At 48.3% G+C, this 19,407-nt stretch carries 14 protein-coding genes and 1 other annotated feature; of the genes, 10 read left to right on the top strand and 4 right to left on the bottom strand.

Annotated features, from left to right (window positions below; all coding sequences use genetic code 11):
- Positions 1-30: 30 nt before the first annotated feature.
- Genes PJK55_RS08405 through PJK55_RS08385 form a run of 5 tightly spaced genes read left to right on the top strand, consistent with a single transcriptional unit; the run spans position 31 to position 4,572 of the window.
- The gene (locus tag PJK55_RS08405) at positions 31-1,041 is read left to right on the top strand and encodes a siderophore ABC transporter substrate-binding protein (RefSeq protein ID WP_271305445.1); all 1,011 of its coding nucleotides are present in this window, start codon (positions 31-33) and stop codon (positions 1,039-1,041) included.
- 9 nt (positions 1,042-1,050) lie between these two features.
- Positions 1,051-2,055, top strand: a complete 1,005-nt coding sequence (locus tag PJK55_RS08400; protein WP_271305444.1) for an ABC transporter permease — start codon at positions 1,051-1,053, stop codon at positions 2,053-2,055.
- A complete protein-coding gene (locus PJK55_RS08395; RefSeq protein ID WP_271305443.1) occupies positions 2,052-3,110 on the top strand; it encodes an iron chelate uptake ABC transporter family permease subunit in 1,059 nt (352 codons plus the stop codon). The genes PJK55_RS08400 and PJK55_RS08395 overlap by 4 nt, the downstream gene beginning before the upstream one ends.
- The gene (locus PJK55_RS08390) at positions 3,107-3,859 is read left to right on the top strand and encodes an iron ABC transporter ATP-binding protein (protein WP_012727166.1); all 753 of its coding nucleotides are present in this window, start codon (positions 3,107-3,109) and stop codon (positions 3,857-3,859) included. Before PJK55_RS08395 ends, PJK55_RS08390 begins: the two co-directional genes overlap by 4 nt.
- Positions 3,860-3,876: 17 nt before the next feature.
- Positions 3,877-4,572, top strand: coding sequence for a ferredoxin--NADP reductase (locus PJK55_RS08385; protein ID WP_271305442.1), 696 nt, complete (start codon positions 3,877-3,879; stop codon positions 4,570-4,572).
- A gap of 3 nt (positions 4,573-4,575) precedes the next feature.
- Here PJK55_RS08385 and PJK55_RS08380 read toward each other — a convergent pair whose 3' ends face one another.
- Together PJK55_RS08380 and trpE are read right to left on the bottom strand one after the other, a co-directional pair.
- Complete coding sequence (locus PJK55_RS08380; protein WP_271305441.1) at positions 4,576-5,151, bottom strand: anthranilate synthase component II; 576 nt, start codon at positions 5,149-5,151, stop codon at positions 4,576-4,578.
- Complete coding sequence (gene trpE, locus PJK55_RS08375) at positions 5,148-6,479, bottom strand: anthranilate synthase component I (protein WP_271305440.1); 1,332 nt, start codon at positions 6,477-6,479, stop codon at positions 5,148-5,150. The genes PJK55_RS08380 and trpE overlap by 4 nt, the downstream gene beginning before the upstream one ends.
- 54 nt (positions 6,480-6,533) lie before the next feature.
- Positions 6,534-6,765, bottom strand: a binding site (T-box leader).
- 298 nt (positions 6,766-7,063) lie between these two features.
- Between trpE and PJK55_RS08370 the strand changes: the two genes are divergently transcribed.
- A complete protein-coding gene (locus PJK55_RS08370; protein ID WP_271305439.1) occupies positions 7,064-9,040 on the top strand; it encodes a dynamin family protein in 1,977 nt (658 codons plus the stop codon).
- A gap of 4 nt (positions 9,041-9,044) precedes the next feature.
- A complete protein-coding gene (locus PJK55_RS08365; RefSeq protein ID WP_271305438.1) occupies positions 9,045-10,763 on the top strand; it encodes a dynamin family protein in 1,719 nt (572 codons plus the stop codon).
- Positions 10,764-10,810: 47 nt separating this feature from the next.
- Here the strand turns inward: PJK55_RS08365 and PJK55_RS08360 are convergent, their stop codons facing one another.
- Positions 10,811-11,122, bottom strand: a complete 312-nt coding sequence (locus PJK55_RS08360; protein ID WP_271305437.1) for a hypothetical protein — start codon at positions 11,120-11,122, stop codon at positions 10,811-10,813.
- A gap of 135 nt (positions 11,123-11,257) precedes the next feature.
- Here PJK55_RS08360 and PJK55_RS08355 point away from each other — a divergent pair, with 135 nt between their 5' ends.
- Positions 11,258-13,396 (top strand): dynamin family protein, encoded by a 2,139-nt coding sequence (locus PJK55_RS08355; protein ID WP_271305436.1) that lies wholly within the window; start codon positions 11,258-11,260, stop codon positions 13,394-13,396.
- Positions 13,397-13,574: 178 nt separating this feature from the next.
- Here the strand turns inward: PJK55_RS08355 and PJK55_RS08350 are convergent, their stop codons facing one another.
- Entirely contained in the window at positions 13,575-15,830 is a 2,256-nt protein-coding gene (locus tag PJK55_RS08350; protein WP_271305784.1) for a C40 family peptidase, read from the bottom strand.
- 328 nt (positions 15,831-16,158) lie between these two features.
- On the opposite strand from PJK55_RS08350, the gene PJK55_RS08345 reads away from it, so the two are divergent.
- Both PJK55_RS08345 and PJK55_RS08340 read left to right on the top strand, forming a co-directional pair.
- On the top strand, positions 16,159-18,825 hold the full coding sequence (locus tag PJK55_RS08345; RefSeq protein ID WP_271305435.1) for a S8 family peptidase: 2,667 nt from the start codon (positions 16,159-16,161) through the stop codon (positions 18,823-18,825).
- A gap of 157 nt (positions 18,826-18,982) precedes the next feature.
- Positions 18,983-19,357, top strand: a complete 375-nt coding sequence (locus tag PJK55_RS08340) for a nuclear transport factor 2 family protein (RefSeq protein WP_271305434.1) — start codon at positions 18,983-18,985, stop codon at positions 19,355-19,357.
- Positions 19,358-19,407: the final 50 nt, after the last annotated feature.

The raw sequence follows: 19,407 nt of genomic DNA, 5'->3' as shown, positions 1-19,407 counted from the left end.
AAGAATCATTGAAACTTACATACAGAGGAGATGGATGAAGTGGGGAAATTTAAACTTTCACTCATGTTGACGTTACTCGTCTTCGTACTCGCCGCATGTGGCGGAACGAGTGAGATGAAGCAAGAAGAGAACGTCGACGGTGCAACAAAAACAGAGACAGTCGAGATTACAGACGCGCACGGCACAATCGAGGTACCGGTCAATCCGGAGAAAGTCGTTGCCCTTGATAACCGTACGTTCGAAACATTGGCAGCGTGGGACATCGATTTGGTGGCGGCGCCGATTGGACTCCTTCCAGCTGAGTCACCATACGCATCAGACAAAGACATCGCAGACGTCGGTATGCACTTTGAACCGAACTTAGAGGCGATTGCGGGAGTAGACCCGGACGTCGTCATCGTCGGTCAACGTTTCGCGGATTACTACGAAGACATCAAAAAGTTGGTACCAGAAGCAGCGGTCATCGACTTAAACATTGAAATCCCAGAAGATGCAGGGACACCGGGTGAAATCTTGGTTAAAGGATTGAAAGACACGACACTCACGCTCGGCCAAATCTTTGATAAGAACGAAGAAGCGGCACAAATTGTCGCTGATCTCGACAAGTCGATCGAAGATGCAAAGGTAGCGTATAACGGAGAAGACACAATCATGTCTGTCATCGTATCAGGAGGAGACATCGGATTCTCAGCACCGGTGACGGGACGCGTGTTCGGACCGATGTACGATATCTTCGGATGGGTACCGGCCCTTGAAGTCGAGAAGACGACGGGTGACCACGAAGGTGATGAAGTATCTGTTGAAGCCATCGCAGAAAGCAACCCGGACTGGTTGTTCGTTCTAGACCGCGATGCACCACTCGGTGATGCAGAAGGAGCGGTGCCGGCAGAGGACGTCATCGACAACGCTCCGGCCCTTCAAAAGACGACGGCTGTGACAGAAGACCAAATCGTTTACGCGCCAAAAGACACGTACTTGAACGAATCGATTCAAACGTATTCGGAATTCTTCAACAGTGTTGCGGAAGCACTCACGAAGTAAGGGTTTGTTATGCAAAAACCATTGACAGCCAGGGTTGAGACGATGTCTCAGCCCTCCTTTTCTAAATTGTGGACGAAGTCGTTCGTATTCACCGCTATCATCGTCCTCGGTTTGGCGGTGCTGTCGCTCTTCACAGGCGTATATGACTTATCACGTACAGACGGCTTCGATATGTTTTGGATCACCCGCGTTCCTCGTACGGTCGCGCTCATGTTGACTGGTGCGGCGATGGCGATGGCGGGGCTCGTCATGCAGCTCATCACGCAAAACCGACTCGTCGAACCGACGACGACGGGGACGCTTGAATGGGCAGGGCTAGGCTTACTTACCGTGTACTTGCTCGTTCCGGCACCGAGCCTCATGATGCGGATGACCGGGGCCATCGTCTTTTCGTTCATCGGAACGATGGTGTTCTTCTGGTTCTTACGTTCGGTCAAACTCCGCTCGTCACTCATCGTCCCAATTATCGGACTTATGTTAGGGGCGGTCATCTCTGCCATCTCGACGTTCCTCGGTCTATTCTTCCGAGCCAGTCAGGCAATCGAGGGCTGGTTCGTCGGGTCGTTTGCTTCGGTACAAATCGGGCGTTATGAATATTTATGGGTCATCATCGTCGTGACGGTGCTCATCTTTCTACTGGCGAACCGCTTGACGCTCGCCGGGCTCGGGGAAGACATCGCAACGAGTCTCGGTGTGAACTATAACCAATTGATGATGATCGCGACCGGGCTCATCGCCTTGTCGGTCGGGGTCGTGGCGACGGTCATCGGGAATTTACCGTTCCTTGGCCTCATCGTCCCGAACCTCGTTTCGATGTTTCGTGGGGATGATTTACGCAGCAATCTGCCGTGGGTCTGTCTTGTCGGGATGGGCGCGATTCTCGTGAGTGATTTGATCTCACGGACAATCATCATGCCGTTCGAGCTCCCAGTCTCGCTCATTCTCGGAACGGTCGGTGCGTTCGTCTTTATCATGATTCTATTGCGGCAACGTAAAAAAGGAGGGGTTCGATGAGTACGGTCATTGAACGAGATGGCGTCGAAGTGAAGGTCGGGGCATTGACAGAAGAACGTCATGCTTCGGCGTTTCAATCGAAACGGGCGAGCAGACGCTATTGGCTCTTCTTAAGTGCCTTCATTCTCGGAGGACTCTTATGCGCGCTCGGCCTTCTCCTTTACAACAATCCGGTCTCGATTGACTCGCCTTCATTTGTGCCGGTCGTCGAACGGCGAATCGTTGCCATTGTGACGATGTTGATTGCGGCACTGTGTCAAAGTCTCGCGACGGTCGCGTTTCATTCCGTGACGAACAACCGAATCATCACGCCGTCGCTTCTCGGATTCGATGCGCTTTACTCGACGATTCAGACGAGCATGGTGTTCTTCTTCGGGGCAGGGGCGCTTATCGGATTCTCGGGAACAGGCGCCTTCTTGACGCAAGTCGGGCTCATGGTGACGATGAGTCTTCTCTTATATGGGTGGCTCTTATCGGGGAAGTACGCCAATCTTCAGCTCATGTTGCTCGTCGGGATCATCATCGGGACGGGACTGAATTCGGTGTCGTCGTTCATGCGCCGCATGCTCGCACCGTCCGAATTCGATATCCTTCAGGCGCGACTATTCGGATCGGTGACAAATGCCGACGTGGCCTATTTTCCGATTGTGATTCCGATTGTCATCATCGCCGGGACATTGTTGTTCTTGTTTTCGAACCGACTCAATATCGTGGCACTCGGCAAGGATATCGCGACGACGTTCGGCGTGAACCATCGGAGAAGCGTCATCTACACGCTCGTTCTCATCTCACTTTTGATGTCAGTGTCGACGGCGCTCATCGGGCCGCTCACGTTCTTCGGATTTTTAGTCGCGACGCTCAGTTATCAGGTCGCTTCGACGTATGACCATAAATACGTCTTCCCGATGGCGTTCGCCTTAGGGTTCTTCGTCCTGACGAGCGCATATTTCTTTATGTATCACATATTCCAGACGCCAAGTGTCGTCTCCGTCATCATCGAACTGTTCGGCGGACTCATCTTCTTGGCCGTCATTCTACGAAAGAGGTCGCTATGATTCAAATCGAACAAGTCAAAAAATCGTATACAGATGACGTCCACATCGGACCGCTCACGCTCGACATCCCAAAAGCCGGGTTCACCTCACTCATTGGACCGAACGGGGCAGGGAAGTCGACGACGCTCATGATGATCGGACGGTTACTCAACTTAGATGAGGGACAGATTCAAGTCGCCGGGATGGACGTGTCGAGCACGAAGTCGAAAGACTTGGCAAAAATCATCACAATCCTTCGTCAAGAGAACCATTTCGTGACGCGGCTCACGGTCCGGCAACTCGCCGGATTTGGTCGATTCCCGTATTCAAAAGGGAGATTGACGAAAGAGGACGAGGCGATCATCTCGAAATATATCGACTTCCTCGACTTAACCGCTCTCGAGAATCGCTATCTCGACGAACTGTCAGGTGGGCAGCGTCAGCGTGCGTATGTGGCGATGGTGCTCTGTCAGGAAACGGAATACGTCCTCCTCGATGAGCCGCTCAACAACCTGGATATCGCCCGTTCAGTGCAGATGATGGAATATTTGCGCCACGTCGCGGACGAATTTGGTCGGACGATTGTCACGGTACTTCACGACATCAATTTCGCGGCGAAATACTCGGACCGGATCTGTGCGATGAAAGATGGACAGATTGCCGCATTCGGGACGGTCGATGAGATTATGGACGCCAAAATTTTATCGGATATTTTTGAGACGAAACTCGAGATCATCGAAGGGCCGTATGGGCCGATTGCGGTGTATTAACGAAAGGGAGAATTCATATGAAAATTGATTGGACACCCATCACAAAAGTCGTAAACGAAGCACCCGATACATACACGTTCCATCTCGCGTTACCTCCCGAGTTCACGTGGCAAGAAGGGGCGCATACGCATCTTGCGCTCGAAGGATTTAACGCTGGGGACAAGCCGAACCGAAGCCTCGTCCGCCATATGTCGATCTCCACATTGCCGCACGAAGGGGCAATCGGCATCACGACCCGCATCAAGTCAGAATGTTCACCGTTCAAATCCATTCTTCGCGACATGGTACCAGGGGACAAGGTCGCCTTGTTCAAGACACATTCGAACGTTCCGCTTGAACGGAGCGGAAAGAACGTCTATCTGTTATCGGCGGGTGTCGGACTCGCGACATTCCGTCCAATCGTCCTCGAGTACTTGGCGAATGGGGAAGGCGTCCCGCATCTCCATTCGTTGAACGTCGATTCGTCGAAAGCGTATCTATTCGCTGACGTCTTCGAATCGAACGAGACCTTCACGTCCGAGTTCGTCCCGAGTCGGAAAGATTACTATGAACGAGTTGAAGCGTTGGCTGCCGATCAAGATGGATTGTTCTATGTCGTCGGCAGTGACGAACTGTTACGCGAGACGATTCATGTGCTCCAGACGAACGGGGTGGCGTGTGACAACATTAAAATCGATAAGCACGATTTTCAACGTGAAGACTTTTTAGGCTGACACTCAAACCGGGGAAACATTCCCCGGTTTTTTCGTGCACACCTGGACGAATCGCTCGAAGATACTGCGACCATCTGGTGTCCCGATCGACTCAGGATGGAACTGGACGCCATACGTCGGATGGGTCGGATGTTCGATTGCCATGATGACACCATCTGTCGTCTCTGCCGTGACAATCAAATTCGTCTCTTGTACGACGAGAGAGTGGTAGCGCATGACATCCATCGACAGGCCTTCGAACAGGACACCCGGTGATGTATTGATGCGCGACACTTTCCCGTGCATGACCTCGTTCGCTCGACCGACGACACCGCCGAACGATTCGGCGATGACTTGATGACCGAGACAGACCCCGAGAATCGGGACGTACCCGGACAATTGTCGAACGACCGCAAGGGAGACACCGGCATCATTTGGACCACCGGGACCTGGGGAAAGGATGATCCCACTCGGGTTCATGCGACGGATTTCTTCTATAGTATGTTCATCATTCCGAATGACGCAGACGTCACTGAATCGAGCGACGTCTTGATAGACGTTATACGTGAACGAATCATAGTTGTCGATGAGGAGAATCATGCGAACACCTCCAAAAGGGATTTGGCTTTATGCAACGTTTCTTCATACTCTGATACAGGGTCTGAATCATAGACGATGCCGGCACCTGCTTGGACGTGCGCCGTGTCACCTTGGATGACCATCGTCCGAATGGCGAGAGCAAAGTCGAATCCGCCCCGGACATCGAGATAACCGACCGCCCCGGCGTACACTTCGCGCTTCACCGTCTCGAGCTCGTCAATGAGTTGCATCGCCCGAATCTTCGGGGCACCCGAAACGGTACCGGCCGGAAGACAGGCGCGGAGCGCATCGATTGGCGTCACGTCTTCCCGCAGTTCACCTTTGACTTCTGAGACGAGATGCATCACATTTTTGAACCGTTCGAGCTCGATGTGTTTCGGGATCGTGACCGTGCCGACTTTAGCGACGCGACCGATGTCGTTCCGTCCGAGATCGAGAAGCATCCGGTGCTCGGCGAGTTCCTTCTCGTCCTGAAGAAGCGATTCCGCGTGACGCATGTCTTCCTCAACCGTCTTTCCACGTGGACGTGTGCCGGCGATGGGGTTCGTCGTCACTTTGCCGTTCTCGACCCGGACGAGACTCTCTGGTGAAGCACCGAGGACGATGGCTTCCCCGAGGTCGATATAGAATAAGTACGGGCTCTGGTTTTGTTTGCGGAGCGTCCGGTAAAAGTGGAACGGGTCACCGGTGAATGTGGCATCGATGCGTTGCGACAAGACGAGTTGGAACACCTCTCCGGCGAGGATGGCCTCTTTCGCTTGGAGCACGCGGTCGATGAATTCATCTTTTGTCGTCAAGATGTGTTCGCTCGTCCGAACGACCGGTTCAAGGGCATGTGTCTCCGGTGTCTCCAGTTGCTCACGGATGGATTCGAGTCGCTCGGTCGCATCCGTTTCACTCGTATCGATCAAGACGACCTGTTCTTCGAGATGGTCGTATAAGACGACCGTCTCATAGCTCTGGAAGAGGGCGTCCGGTAAATCGCGCGTCTCCGTCGGTGTGTTCGGGATCGGTTCATACACGCGAAGTAAGTCGTAGCCGATATAGCCAACGGCACCCCCGATGAACGGATACGGTGCAGTGATATCTTCACGTGTGATACGTTCAGATAGGGCGTGGAGCGGATCGTCCGCATAGATGGTGCCGGTCGAATCTGTCACGTCGTTCCCATCGACGCGGATCGTCTCGACCGGATTCGCTGCGATGATGGAATAGCGGCCGTGCTTGCCTTCCGCCCGACTCTCGAGCAGGACCTTACGCTCACCTTGCAGACGGTGGAAGATTGCCACCGGTGTCAATTCGTCGCCATTGATGATCAGTTGTTGCATCGAAATCTCCTCCTTAAACTAAAAAATCTCCCCGTCCCACATGTCCGATCGGACATGAAGGACGAGGAGATTCCCCGTGTTGCCACCTTCGTTGAAAGACGCCTTGTCTTCCCACTCATCGCGAACCATCATTCGCTGTCCCCGATAACGGGAGGACCCGTCAGAGCCTACATGTCGGTCTGAACGCTCAAAAGCCCATTCACGCAAGGCACGACACCGGTTCGCATCGACCACCGGCTTTCTGGAAACGTCCCTTCGCGCTACTCTTCTTTCTCATCGCGAGTTCGTATGAATGTTATCGTTACTTTACTGAAGAATCAATGAACTGTCAATTAAAAATAAAAAGTAAGCTAGTTGTGACCTTCGACTTTTTGGATGATTGGGTCAGATAGCTAATTCGTGACGATATTTGATTTGCTACAGAGTGTACTGTCGCATTGATGATTTTTTCTCCTTCACCTGAACGAGTTGTATAAAGATTGACCTATAGAGAAAAACTCAAGGGTTTTCTATATAAATTAATCCATCAAAATCAAAATGTGGTAATATTAATTACAAAATATGTATTCGTAGGTGGCGATATGATGAATGAATTAAAAGGATACAAACATGCGCTCAATCAGTTGACGGACGCTTCAATCGCCTTTGAGTCGATTGCTCTTGAATTAAACGAAATCGAAGTGGTAAACCAACTCCAAAGGGTCCGGCAATGGATAGAAGAACAAGATCTGCTTGTTGCGACGGTTGGGGAGGTCTCGGTCGGAAAGTCAACGTTTATGAATGCATTGCTGCGTCAACCAGTCTTACCGGTAGCAGTCAAAGAATCGACTGCACTTGTTACATATATCAAACGAGGCGAACGTTTGAAGGCAGCGCTCCATATTGATGGAAAGCTCGTCCATGAGTCGTATGACGTTGAAGAGTTCAATGCTCATTATACGGTTAATTCTAAAAAGTGGGTGGAAGAAGAGGCGGTAAAGGAACAAGAAATGTCGCGTCTCGAGCGTTTCAAGCAAATCATGACAAAGAAAGATAAACAAGGAGATAGTTATATTGAGATTCAAGCCAATAATCCGATTTTGCAGCATCGTGTTCAAATGATTGATACACCAGGTCTTAACGATGCAAGCGGGATTCGCTCTGTTATGACGAAAATGTTTGTCGGAAAAGCAGATGCCATCATCATGTTGTTGCGGGCTGACAAACTGTTGTCTCGATCGGAAGCCAGCTTTTTCGAAGATTTTGTATTAAAGAAACACCTCGAGCATGTATTTATCCTGGTCAACCGTTTCGACAAATTGACTGAAATAGACCAACAGCACGTGAAACGAGCGGCTTTTGAAAAATTCACGGAAATCGGCGTACCGAAAGAGAACATCTTCTTTGTGTCTGCGAAGCAAGCAACACAGGCAGACGCAATCGATACTTATCTCGAAACGGAAACGGGCGAGTTATCATCAAAATTACTCCGTAGATTAACGGACGGTCTGACAAACGAAGAAGCCAGGCAAGTACTTGTTGAAAAAAGCAAGACTTTCCGTCAAGACAGTGGTTTCGAAACATTTTTTACACAACTTGAAACGTTCCTCGTAACGAACAAGGGAGAAGGGCGCATCCAAAAAGTTAACGCGGAATTTAATTTAATTGGCGAACGTTTACTGAAAGTGCTCGAGGACACGCGAATACGTTTAAATGGTTCCCGAGCAGATATCGCAGTAACGTTAGAAGCGAACGAAAAAGAACGGCGACAAGCGATTGATGCGATGAAGGGAGTTAGGAAGAAATTTCTTGGCGAAGCGAACAAAGAAAAACTCGCCTTAATCGAACGATTTATGGAATTGATGAATTCAATCGAACTGGAAGTAAATGAAGAGATGAAGTTAACAATCGTCGAAACGGAAGAAGGTGTCAGTCGTTTACTTGATTTACGCTCGGCAGAGGTGACGAAAACGGTTGAGAAATGGGTCGGGCAAGAGCTGCCAGCAATCGAACGAAAAATTCGGAATTTGTATAAACAAGAGTATGGAAAGAAGCTTCCAGTTGCGAAAGAAACAGGGTTTGCTTTGTCCATGGTACAAACCGACTTCTTACCGACTGTATCGACATCATCGCAAGAAAATACAGACTATGTCGCGGCGGGCGGAGCAGTCGCAGGGGTTGGAGCGGCTGCCTTGCTCGGTGCTGGGGTGTTCGGTGCGATGCTTCTTGCACCAATCGCTGCTGTAGGTGCGGTCATGCTTCTTGGTGGCAGCGAGAGCTCATCGTCGGTCAAACCAAAAGCACGGTTGGAAAAAGAGTTAAGCAAAATGTATGTCCGAGCGAGAAAAGAGTTGAAACGTGAGCTCGACAAAGGTTTCGATGACTCAGTAGATGCTTGGATTCATCAAATGGAAGAAAGTTTGAAACTCGAATATGAGCGGACCGAACAACGTTTGAAACAAATCGAGCATCAGATGACCGAGAACGAAACGTCGCTCCAAGACGAACTGGTTGTCGTTGAAGACCTGGAACGCATGTTGGAGAGTCGACTAGAACAAATTCAATCAATCAAGGTGAGGTGAGCCTATGTGGGAATTGACACGAGATAAACTTTCACAAGCAGAGGCGGTTTTGAATCAAGAAGAAATTTTGATTGTCGTTGTTGGTGAATTCAATCACGGTAAAACGACGTTCGTCAACAGTTTACTCCGACAAGACTTGTTACCGATGGGCATTTTGCCGACCACAGCAACTGTGAATATCATCGGTAAAGGCAATCGAAAGATTGAGGTACATGACGGAGAGAGCGCGACAACAGTTGAGGCACAAGCACTCGTAAGCTATATCGGTGATGCGGACGTCAGTCAAATCGATTGGATTGCGATTCGCGATCCGCTTGTTCCGTTCGAACCACCTGTCTTCCTGGTCGATACACCGGGGTTGAACGATATGAATAAACGTCGGAGTGACGTGGCCTATCGCTTCATTCCAAAAGCAGATATCATCTTTTTCTTGTTAAAAGCAGATCAACCAATCTCTGAAACTGAGCTCGTATTTTTGAAAGAAACGTTGCTTGAAGAAGGACTTGAGAGAATCGTGTTCGTCATGAACTTTGCGGATGTCTTTGAAGACGAGGAGGAAGAGCTCGAGGAAATGATGGACGATCTTCGCAGAACATTAGAAACGATAGATGGCATCACAAATCCTGTCATTATCCCATTTGATGCAAAAGGAGCACTCCGTGAAGCGATGGATGGTGACACGACAGCCGTTGACGTGCTCGTCCAGCAAATTGAAGCATTCCAAAAGGAAGGGACAGACCGATTGCGACGGCCTCGCTATGAACTGATGTACAAACAAATCCTTGATACGTTCAGTTATGAACGTGAACTGATGGAACAACTTTCCGAAATGAAGCGAAACGAGCTCGAGGCGATGGTCGGGATTCTTGAAGTTACAGAAACGACGCTTCAAGCGCACTTTATTGAAATTTCGTCTTATCTGGATACACGTCGGAATGAGCTCCTCCTTATGATTGATAAGTCGGTTGATTATCTGCATGACGAATGGGTAACGGCGTGTAACCGCGTTGTCAGACGCTACCAAGGGCCAGCGTCACAGTTCATGACCGTGATTGAACAGGACCTAGAGCATTTATTGAATGTTGAGCGAAAACGGTGGGTTGAAAAGTATACGCCCCAACTCGAACATTATGTAGCAAATGTTCAGAGCGAGGTTAAACGTTCCATCCGGGAAGCGACGACTGAACAGACTGTTGTTTTGTGGAAACAGATTGAAGAAACAGAAATCGGCAGGCATGACATATTGTTTCGTCCGCCGTTCACGGTTCAAGGTCAGGATCCGACAATCACAGCCGGATTATTCGCAGGTGGTGCGGCCGCTGTGATGATGGGGCTTGGAGGTGGATTATTGCTACCGTTTGTTGGGCTTGCGGCGTATCCAATGATTCGGAAACACCTAGAAGAGAAGGCGCTTGAAGAGGCGAAACAGCTCGTTCTTCTTGAGATAGACGGCATCGTTTCCAGCATCTTAAAAGAGTTGAAGCATGAACTCGAGTCGTATGTGATTCGCATGTTCGAACAAATGGAGTCGGTGACTCATGAACAGGCAACTCGTTACTACCAGAAACAACAAGAACAGCTCGAACGACAGTTGAAACAAAGTGAACATGCCGAAACGATGCGTCTTCAAACATCTTCGGCGGACGTACGTGAGATTGAAACGGCAATCGCACGATTCGGTCGGGAACTAGAGCGGAGGTTGGCAGGAAACGGCAACATGTAAATTCATACACATCCCCGTTTCAAGAAACGGGGATGTGTTTATGGAGCTTACGAACGACGATAATAACCATCTCCATCAAAGGTTCTTGTATCTCCATCACCATCACGGAAATAACCTTGTACATATGTGCCATCGGCTTTAAAATAGCCGTTCACCCAGTGAGGCTCGACGTACGTCAGTTTCAATGGCTCAATGGAAACATGATGTACATGGGCAAGTGGATCGAGTTTGGTTAGACAGTCCGATGCGCTCAGGTGTCCGACCATAGATTCTGACAGGACAAACGGATGATTGTGAACGTCTTGGGCCGTCAGTTCACTGAGCGGATTGAGGTCAAATAAATCAAAATCGTGGTCCATACGAACACTTCCTTTTCTAATTTTTTTTAGTTTAACACAGAAGAGTGAGCGTAATGTAAAAAAATAGTAAAACACTTCAAACGTTTCTTAGTAAAATCGATGACCTTTAAAATCAAAAAAATAAGGGGGGATCTTATGGAGTATTATGAATCATTACACGAAGTGAGCGAAATGCTTGAAGTGCCTTCAGCAAAGGTTGCGCTCAACTTTTTAAAAGATTATACGCGATCGACGAAAGTTCCGTCCGTTGCTTTTGTCGGTGAATTTAGTTCAGGTAAGACAAGTTTAGTTGCATCATTATTACAGACCGTGGTTGGTTACATAAGTGTACTCGAAGCGACAAAAGTGCCCGTCTACTTTGTTTACGGGGAAAGTCAACGTGTCTATCTGGTTCGAAAGAACAAACAATTCGGAATCGATGAAATCCCCTTCTCACAATTAAAAGAAGTGACACGGAATACATCTGAAAACATCGACTGGATGATGGTAACACTCCCGATTAAAGAGTTGAAAATAATGAATTTAATTGACACACCAGGATTGAATGCGGAGACTAATTTTACTCTTGAATTTTGTCCTACCCCTTTATATGCCTGGTGCCTACCTTATGGAGAGCCGCTGAGCGAAACACAATTAATTGCCGTGAACGAATTGGCTGTGTCGGACATGTATTGGTTAGCTACGAAAGCCGATCTTGTTGACGAAGACGAAATCGATGAGGTGGAAGAGTTAGTAGCGGATACTATGCAACAGATCCAATTTCTTGACGTGCGAACTGTTTCGGCAACATGGATGTCAGCAGATCAAGAACAATCAAAAAAACTTTGGAGCGCATTGTACGAATGGACGACGCGTACTTCAATATCAAATGATGAGGTAGATACATTCGTTTCAAAAGTGGAATATCTCGTCGGGGAATCTCTGTTAAACAAGATAAATCAGACGTATCAAAGCATCGACCGACAAGTTCACCCACTTTATACTCATTATCAAGCTTATTTAAAGAAGATTGAATCGGTAGAAGCTGAATTTGGCGACGTCTACAATCACTTTATATGGGAGTGGCGAAACGTTGTACAGGCTACTCTTTTGAAACAAAAGGTTCCTTCGATTGCTGATGCATATAGAGAAATGGGACGGACACATTTTATGCTATTCAAAGCGCATAATGATTTTGAAGTACCGTCTTCTGATCGCACTTTCATGGAAAACGAGAAAGTAAAACTTGAAACCTTCACTTCAATCTTAGATATGCCGTCACTTCAAGAAGTGATAAAACGAGGTTTGAATAATCGACACCAAAGCACCAGACGTAGCGTTCTAAAAATATTAAGTAAAATCGAACAGCTGCTTGAAAAAGAAGATATGATATTACATGAGGAACTTGTCAAAGAGTGGGAAAAATCAATTGCACGTCTTGATGACAAGATGGAAGAAATCCTAAAGATGATTCAACAAAAGATGGAACGCGATTATTTATTCGATATCGGAAAAGTGAAAGACAATAGTGAACTTGCTACGGAAGACGAGCCTTATCCGTTAGACACCGTTGTGTTGAACAGTTCGCTGATGTCGCAACCGGGAAGAGACAAAAATATCATCTTGATTGAGCGAATTGAAAGACAACTATTATCGCTGAATCATTATAATGTGGAAGGAGTGGAACGAATATTAAGCGACGCTCCACGCCAAATTTGGAAATTACCGAATAAAACCGAAGTGAAAACTTCACCTTGGCGTGCCGTTCGACACGCTCTTAAAAAGTTAGAATATCTGAAGAGGACGTTTCGATCGGAATCAATACTTTGGGAGAATGAGCGTCAACAGGCGGTCAAGGAGCTTCATACGATGTCGAGTCGTATACACGAGGTGCTTCATCACTTACCAAAATCCGATTCAGATGATGAAGATTGGTTTGAAGTCAACGATATGGCGGTAGAAGTCGTTCAGGACGTCCAAACAATAGTCAAGAAAACTAGGGAAAACACGGTCCTTCACCATAGCCCAATCATGGAACTGAACGAGACTCCGCACATATGGTCGCATACACTAAAGCGACAAGTGTTGTATAAAGGATTCCTTGTTTCGTCATTGAAGTTGATGTTTATCTTATCTGTCATAAATGTGATTGGCTATTTCTCAACCGACTCGATACTATTCATGTCACCGTTTCTATTTCCGGTAACTACAGGAACAACTTATATAGTAATTGCAACAGCTTTAACATTCATCGAGCAACGATATCTTGAACGAAAAAGGTTTGATAGAAAGTAGGACTGTATTGAATCGACGACATCTAGACATGAAAACAAGCACTGGACACTATTCGTCCGGTGCTTGTTTTATTTGATCATTGCGATGTGAATTCATGGAAAGAATTATGATGGAACCAATGACACGGGTATCGGACATGAGGAGCGGCATGAGAAACAGCTGCCTGTTGAACGTATTCTTAAAGTGACTTATATCCAAGGAAATACGTCCGCCACATCGGATCATAAATCGAGTTAATTTGAAGCATTTCGCCCCCGGCATGGATGAAGAACTCGTCATCAAGCATGATGCCGATATGGGATGGACCGTTCCGATACGTACCGGCAAAGAAGATGATATCGCCGCGGCGCCCGCTCGTGATGGAAGTTCTCTTGTTTTTAAAATGGTTGCTATTCCAGTAACCGGCGACGTTCGTCCGACCGCCGACCTTCCCGGCTTGGTTCGCCGCATAATGAACAAGTCCTGAACAGTCGAAACCGCCATTCAATGGAGATTGCGATCCCCACGTGTATGGTGTCCCGAGGTGGCGCACCGCGGCTGCGACGAGTCGTTCCTTTTGGGTGTTTCCGCGTTTCGTGAGGAGTGAATCGACTTTCACTCGAATGTCTGAAACTTTCACGTAGACCGGAAGCCAGTTGTATTGGATCAAGTACGAGTCACCACTCTTAGAACGTGGATAAACGCGTCGGTTCGTGTCGAGATAGCCGATTGGTCGTGTGTCGTTCGGGTTGGCATAAAAGGGCGTCCGCGTTGTCGTAGTATAGTGCGCCGCAACGTTCACCCTCGTATGAAGAATGGCTTTCGGTTGCGTTTTGGCGATATAGGGATTCAACACATAGGTGGTCTTTCCATTCGGCAGACGCACTTGCCAAAAGTCATCGTCAATGGAACGGATACCGACAAGGCGTGTGCCACGTTTCAACGTCCCGGCCGGGCGTGCATAGGCGACATCGGTTGAGAAGTGTGGTGTTCCATCAAGCTGGACGTAAAATACAGTACCTGCCTTCGATTTTGCGGGCGGTTTATTCAAGCTAAGATATCCGGTTGCCATATATCGGTACTGTCCTCCGATTCGCACCCGTGTATAATACCCGCTTGTTCCGAACGTTTCGACAACCTGTCCCCGCTTAAGTCGGGTGACGCGCGATGTTGTCGAAGCGGACGCATAGACACTGACATCGTTGAATTTTACAAAGCGTTTGCCTGTTGCCTCGTAAAGTGGAGGTTTTGTTGTACTGAGCACGTTCGTTGGTATGAAGTGAAAAGTGCCATTTATGAATACGCGCGTGTATGCGCCTTCCGTTCCATAAATATTTACGAGATGCCCTCTCTTGAAAGTACCAATACTATTTTTCGGTGCAGCCTGCCGATAGATGGGAGTCTGTTTCAAAATATAGCGGACACCCGTTTTTTGGTACGTCGGTTTTGTCGTCCCTATGTCGTTTGAATCGATATAGACGAACTGTCCTCCGACATACAAACGAGTGAGTGTACCTTCCGTCCCGTATATGTTGACGAGACGTCCGCGCTTCAACGTGATGACAATTTTTTTACGATCGACATCGAAGTAAACGATGGTGTCCCGTTGCACATAACGCTGTCCCGACTTTTGATATGTCGGCTTTTGTAGGGAAGTATGTGCAGTTTCGATATAGACGAAGCGACCACCGGCATAAATACGTGTGAGTTTTCCAATTGACCCGTATACATTAATTCGTTGCCCGCGTGGCAATGTACCAATCGTGCTCGTTTGGGCAGGGTCACTAAAAATGTGAGCAGTCGTCACGACGAACCGTTGCTCGACTTTGATAGGGGACGAACTTAGCTGTTCGAGTGCAACATAAGCGTAACCATCCGATGTTTGTAGTCGTGCGTATCCGTCGATATCGCCTGCAACGGTGAGGGTTTCAGCCAGTTCAGTGTAACGAATCGAGTCTCCTGTCTCTGGTTTCTCGAACACTGGGGCAGATTGTTTTGCATATCTCGTTTCTGTCGTCACAACTGGGGCCGTCTCGCTCAAGGCGTCACGGGAAATATACGTTTCATCGATAGTCTTCATAAAGTCGCTTCCTTGAAGATCATAAACTTCGACTTTTTTACCGAAAGGGAGATACTCGACACGTTCACCGTTCGCATCGACTGCATACGTTTCTCGGAGGACGTAGCGTGATGTTGCCGTCACGAGGTCAGCGTTACGGACATAACCTTCTATCGTTTCGGTACGAACGAGAGTGTGGCTCATGAGTCGTTCGAGTATAGTGACCGGTGTACCGGCAGGGATGACTTGGAGACTTGTCGCTTCATCAATCTCCTCGAAAACAGATGTCTCGATGGTCGTGACTGTCCGAGACTCGGCCGAGAAGGCGAAGGTCGATGTTGATAAAAATAAGCTAAAGAAAAACAAAAGACTAAACAATCGTTTCAATAAAAGCACCTCAATCAAATAATGTAGTATACGAAAATATGTAAGCTTTCCATTTTTTAGTATACTGTTCCGTCGGGGAAAGGGAAGGCGGTTTTAGAAGATGAGGGAAATGGATCGTAAAAACGAAAGCATCAATTCGTCATTTCATTTGTTCATGTCGATGAAATCGAATTGAACGGATTGGGATAAGACCCCGGAATCGGTCGTCAAAAGATGATTTAAGTCACCTCGAAACATTAAAGAAATCTTTTTGTTACATATTTGAAACATTAACCGATATATATCGTAGAAGCATCTAGAGCGAAATGCTCTATCTGATAAGAAGAGAGGAAACGACATGAAGCAAACAGTTCAACGAATTATTGTGATTTTGACCACACTCGTCCTCATCGTCTCACTTATGCCACCGAGCACGTATGCAGATGCCGGGAGTGGGATGACCGAAGCAACATTACTTACACCGGGAGAGGCCGTCGAATTTACGACAGGTACAGAGAAGGTGAACACGTACTGGTTCAAGATGGAACGAGAGGTTTCATCAATGACACATATGGAAATCACTCTCGACGCGTCGAAGTTAACGAATGTCTCAGTCTATCCAAGTGCGGACATGGCAGCCAAAGACGAAACGTTTGACCGATACCGTTCGAGTGCGACACAAGATGGAGAACAACGTACGGCAAAAATTGAATTGCCATATGCTTGGGAAGGTCCGTATTTCATCAAAGTCGAGTACATGCCCATGGACGTACCGATGAACATGGCGAGCGATGAGTTTCCTGAGGGTGAAGAGTCGCCAAATCAAGACCTGTCGACCTTCGCTTCAAACATTAAGCTCGTCTACAACCCAGTCAAATTACCGGTCAAATATGAGCAGGTTGGCGTTGATATGTGTGCCGTAGAATCTATTCTACAACCCACTCCAGAACGAGATTCAATGTTGAAAGTGATTCGTCGAATTCAGTCAGAAGTCTTAAGCAATTCGCCAAAAGGGCGGGAGTTATCAACGCTTTATTATCGTGCTTCTCCATATATCGTCAAAACAATTACATTCAATGGTGAAAAACGAAAAACGGCGTTGAGTGATTTAAAGACGTTACGTCCATTGTTCACAGCCCTTGTTGAACACGAAGAATACACGGTGAAGACGCAAGACGCCGCTGCAATTAAACGTCTTCATCTCCTTGTCATGGAGAGCGTTCCTTCAGCGTTGCGAGCTGAAGTCACCGACATCGCAGGAGCGCTCGGAATGGACAGTCTTGCCGGTACACCACTCGCCGATTTGTTCGGCCAAATTGGGATTGAAGTTCAGCAGGCTCACCCACCACGCTATATCGTCAAATATAAATCTTCGCCGCATACGTCGCTCGGTAAGATGAACGCGATGAATGATGTCTCGGCCGAGCGTCTTTCTATCGGTGCGCCAGGCGATCACTTCGCCCTCGTCGATGTCGAAGAGGCGTCATTAAAAACGCAGGCGATGGCAAAGGCAACACTTGAAAGGGACGCAAACGTTGAATACATCGAACCCGTTCAAACGTATCAAGCGTTCGCATCGGACGTGAGCCTCGACTACCAATGGGCAATCAATGAACGTTCGCTCCTGAAGCCATTTAAAGATTCAGGGATTGGTCTCGATGCTTACGAAACGCTCAACCTGCCAGGGCAATCGATTAAAGTCGCGGTCCTCGATACGGGTGTCGATTACCGTCTGCTCGACTTAAAAGGGAAAATCGATATCGCGAATGAGAAAAATTTCGTCGACCCGAACGGAGAAGGTGACGCGCTTGACGATCATGGGCACGGGACACACGTTGCTTCAATCATCGGTGCGGTTCGGGATAATGGCGTCTCGATGCGCGGTATCATGCCGAACGTTTCCATTCTCCCAGTGAAAGTGCTTGATGCGAGCGGGTCGGGGGACACTGACCAAATCGCACTCGGCATCAAGTATGCAGTCGATGCCGGGGCGAAAGTCATCAATATGAGTCTTGGTGGCGGCGAAAGTCGGACGATGGGGTATATGCTGCAGTACGCGTATGAGCGTGGCGTTACTATCGTCGCGGCGACCGGGAATGATGGGCAATCACAACTCTCGTACCCAGCGTCATCAACATACACGATTTCGGTCGGAGCGACGAACACGTTTGGCCTCGTTTCGGATTATTCAAACTACGGTCTCGGTGTCGATGTCGTCGCACCGGGCTCGAAAGTTGCGAGTCTCGTCCCAGACGGCAACGTCGTCTATATGGACGGCACGAGCATGGCAACACCTCATGTCACGGCTATTGCGGCCCTGTTGAAATCCCGATATCCGAGTCTGACAGTCGAACAGATGCGCGCTCTCTTGCAACGGACAGCTGACCCGATTGCCTTCTCTGGCGGGGACGTACCGAAGGATCCGCGAACAGGAGATGGGCTCGACTATGTGCTAGAAGAAGCAGCTGTTCGCCCACCGACATATTATGATGTTGTGAGCGGATATGGAAAGGTGAACATTTTTCGTGCCGAGTCGATGATGCAACTTGGAACAAAAACGGTCCGAGTCGTTGATAACGCCCCAATCGTGAACGTTCAAGCGAAAACAGGAACACAAATCACTGTCTATGCCGGGACAAAACGATTAGGAAGTGCTGTATCGAAAAATGGACGTGCTATCTTCTACGTGCCCGCCCAAAAAATCGGGACGGTCTTACGTGTCGACTACAGCCGGAACCAATTGCGAACGGGGGAGCGTCTTGTCGTTCATGCAGGAATACGTCCCGCAAAACCGAGTGTCATTCCGATTCGTGCGAACGCTAGACAAGTCACCGGCAAAGCGACAGCAGGAATGACGGTCATCGTCCGTGACAAAAAGCGGAAAGTGATCGGCAAGACGACGGTTAGTCTGAGTGGTACGTATATCGCCAAAACGCGCCTGCTGAGAAAGGGAGAGCCGCTCACGGTCCATGTTATGGACGCGAATGGAAAAGTCAGTCCAATTACCTATACGACCGTACGCTAAAATCAGTTGTTCTTTTGAAATAGATTGACTGGTTGTTATCGTCAAAGGATTATAGGAATAGTTGCTAAAAATCGTGGGAAACAGGTAAATATGAAAGTGAAACGTGCCTTTGGATAGGAGAGTGTGCTACACTTTCGCTGAAAGGGTGAATGAAGATTTGAATACAGATACGATACGCGATTTGGCGACCGAGCGCCTCGCGGCCCAACTAGCGGGTGATCTCGGCAAAATGAGCGATTTGATGAGCGAAACGTTCCGATACGTCGACTCGAGCGGTCGTCAGTTCGATAAAGAAACGTATTTGGACCTATTCGTCGATCCAGCTATGATTCAATGGATCAGCCAAGAAATGGTGACGTTCCAAGACAATATTCATGGCGACGTCGCGATTGTCGAGACACTACTCGAAGAGAAGTTCGTCCTTGGGACAAATGCATATGAGGGTCGCTTTTGGGCGCTCCATATCTATAAGAAGGAAGGCGACGTCTGGATGTGGCAAGGTGGCCAGACGACACTCGTCAATGAAGGTTGATCCCGTAGGGGGTCAACTTTTTTTGTGGAAATTAAAAAACCGGTTCACCT

This window comes from Exiguobacterium sp. MMG028 (genome assembly GCF_027947425.1).
In the GTDB taxonomy this organism is placed as follows: domain Bacteria; phylum Bacillota; class Bacilli; order Exiguobacteriales; family Exiguobacteriaceae; genus Exiguobacterium; species Exiguobacterium aestuarii_A.
The sequence above is the reverse complement of the archived record's forward strand: the minus strand, read 5'-3'. Positions and strand labels throughout refer to the sequence as shown.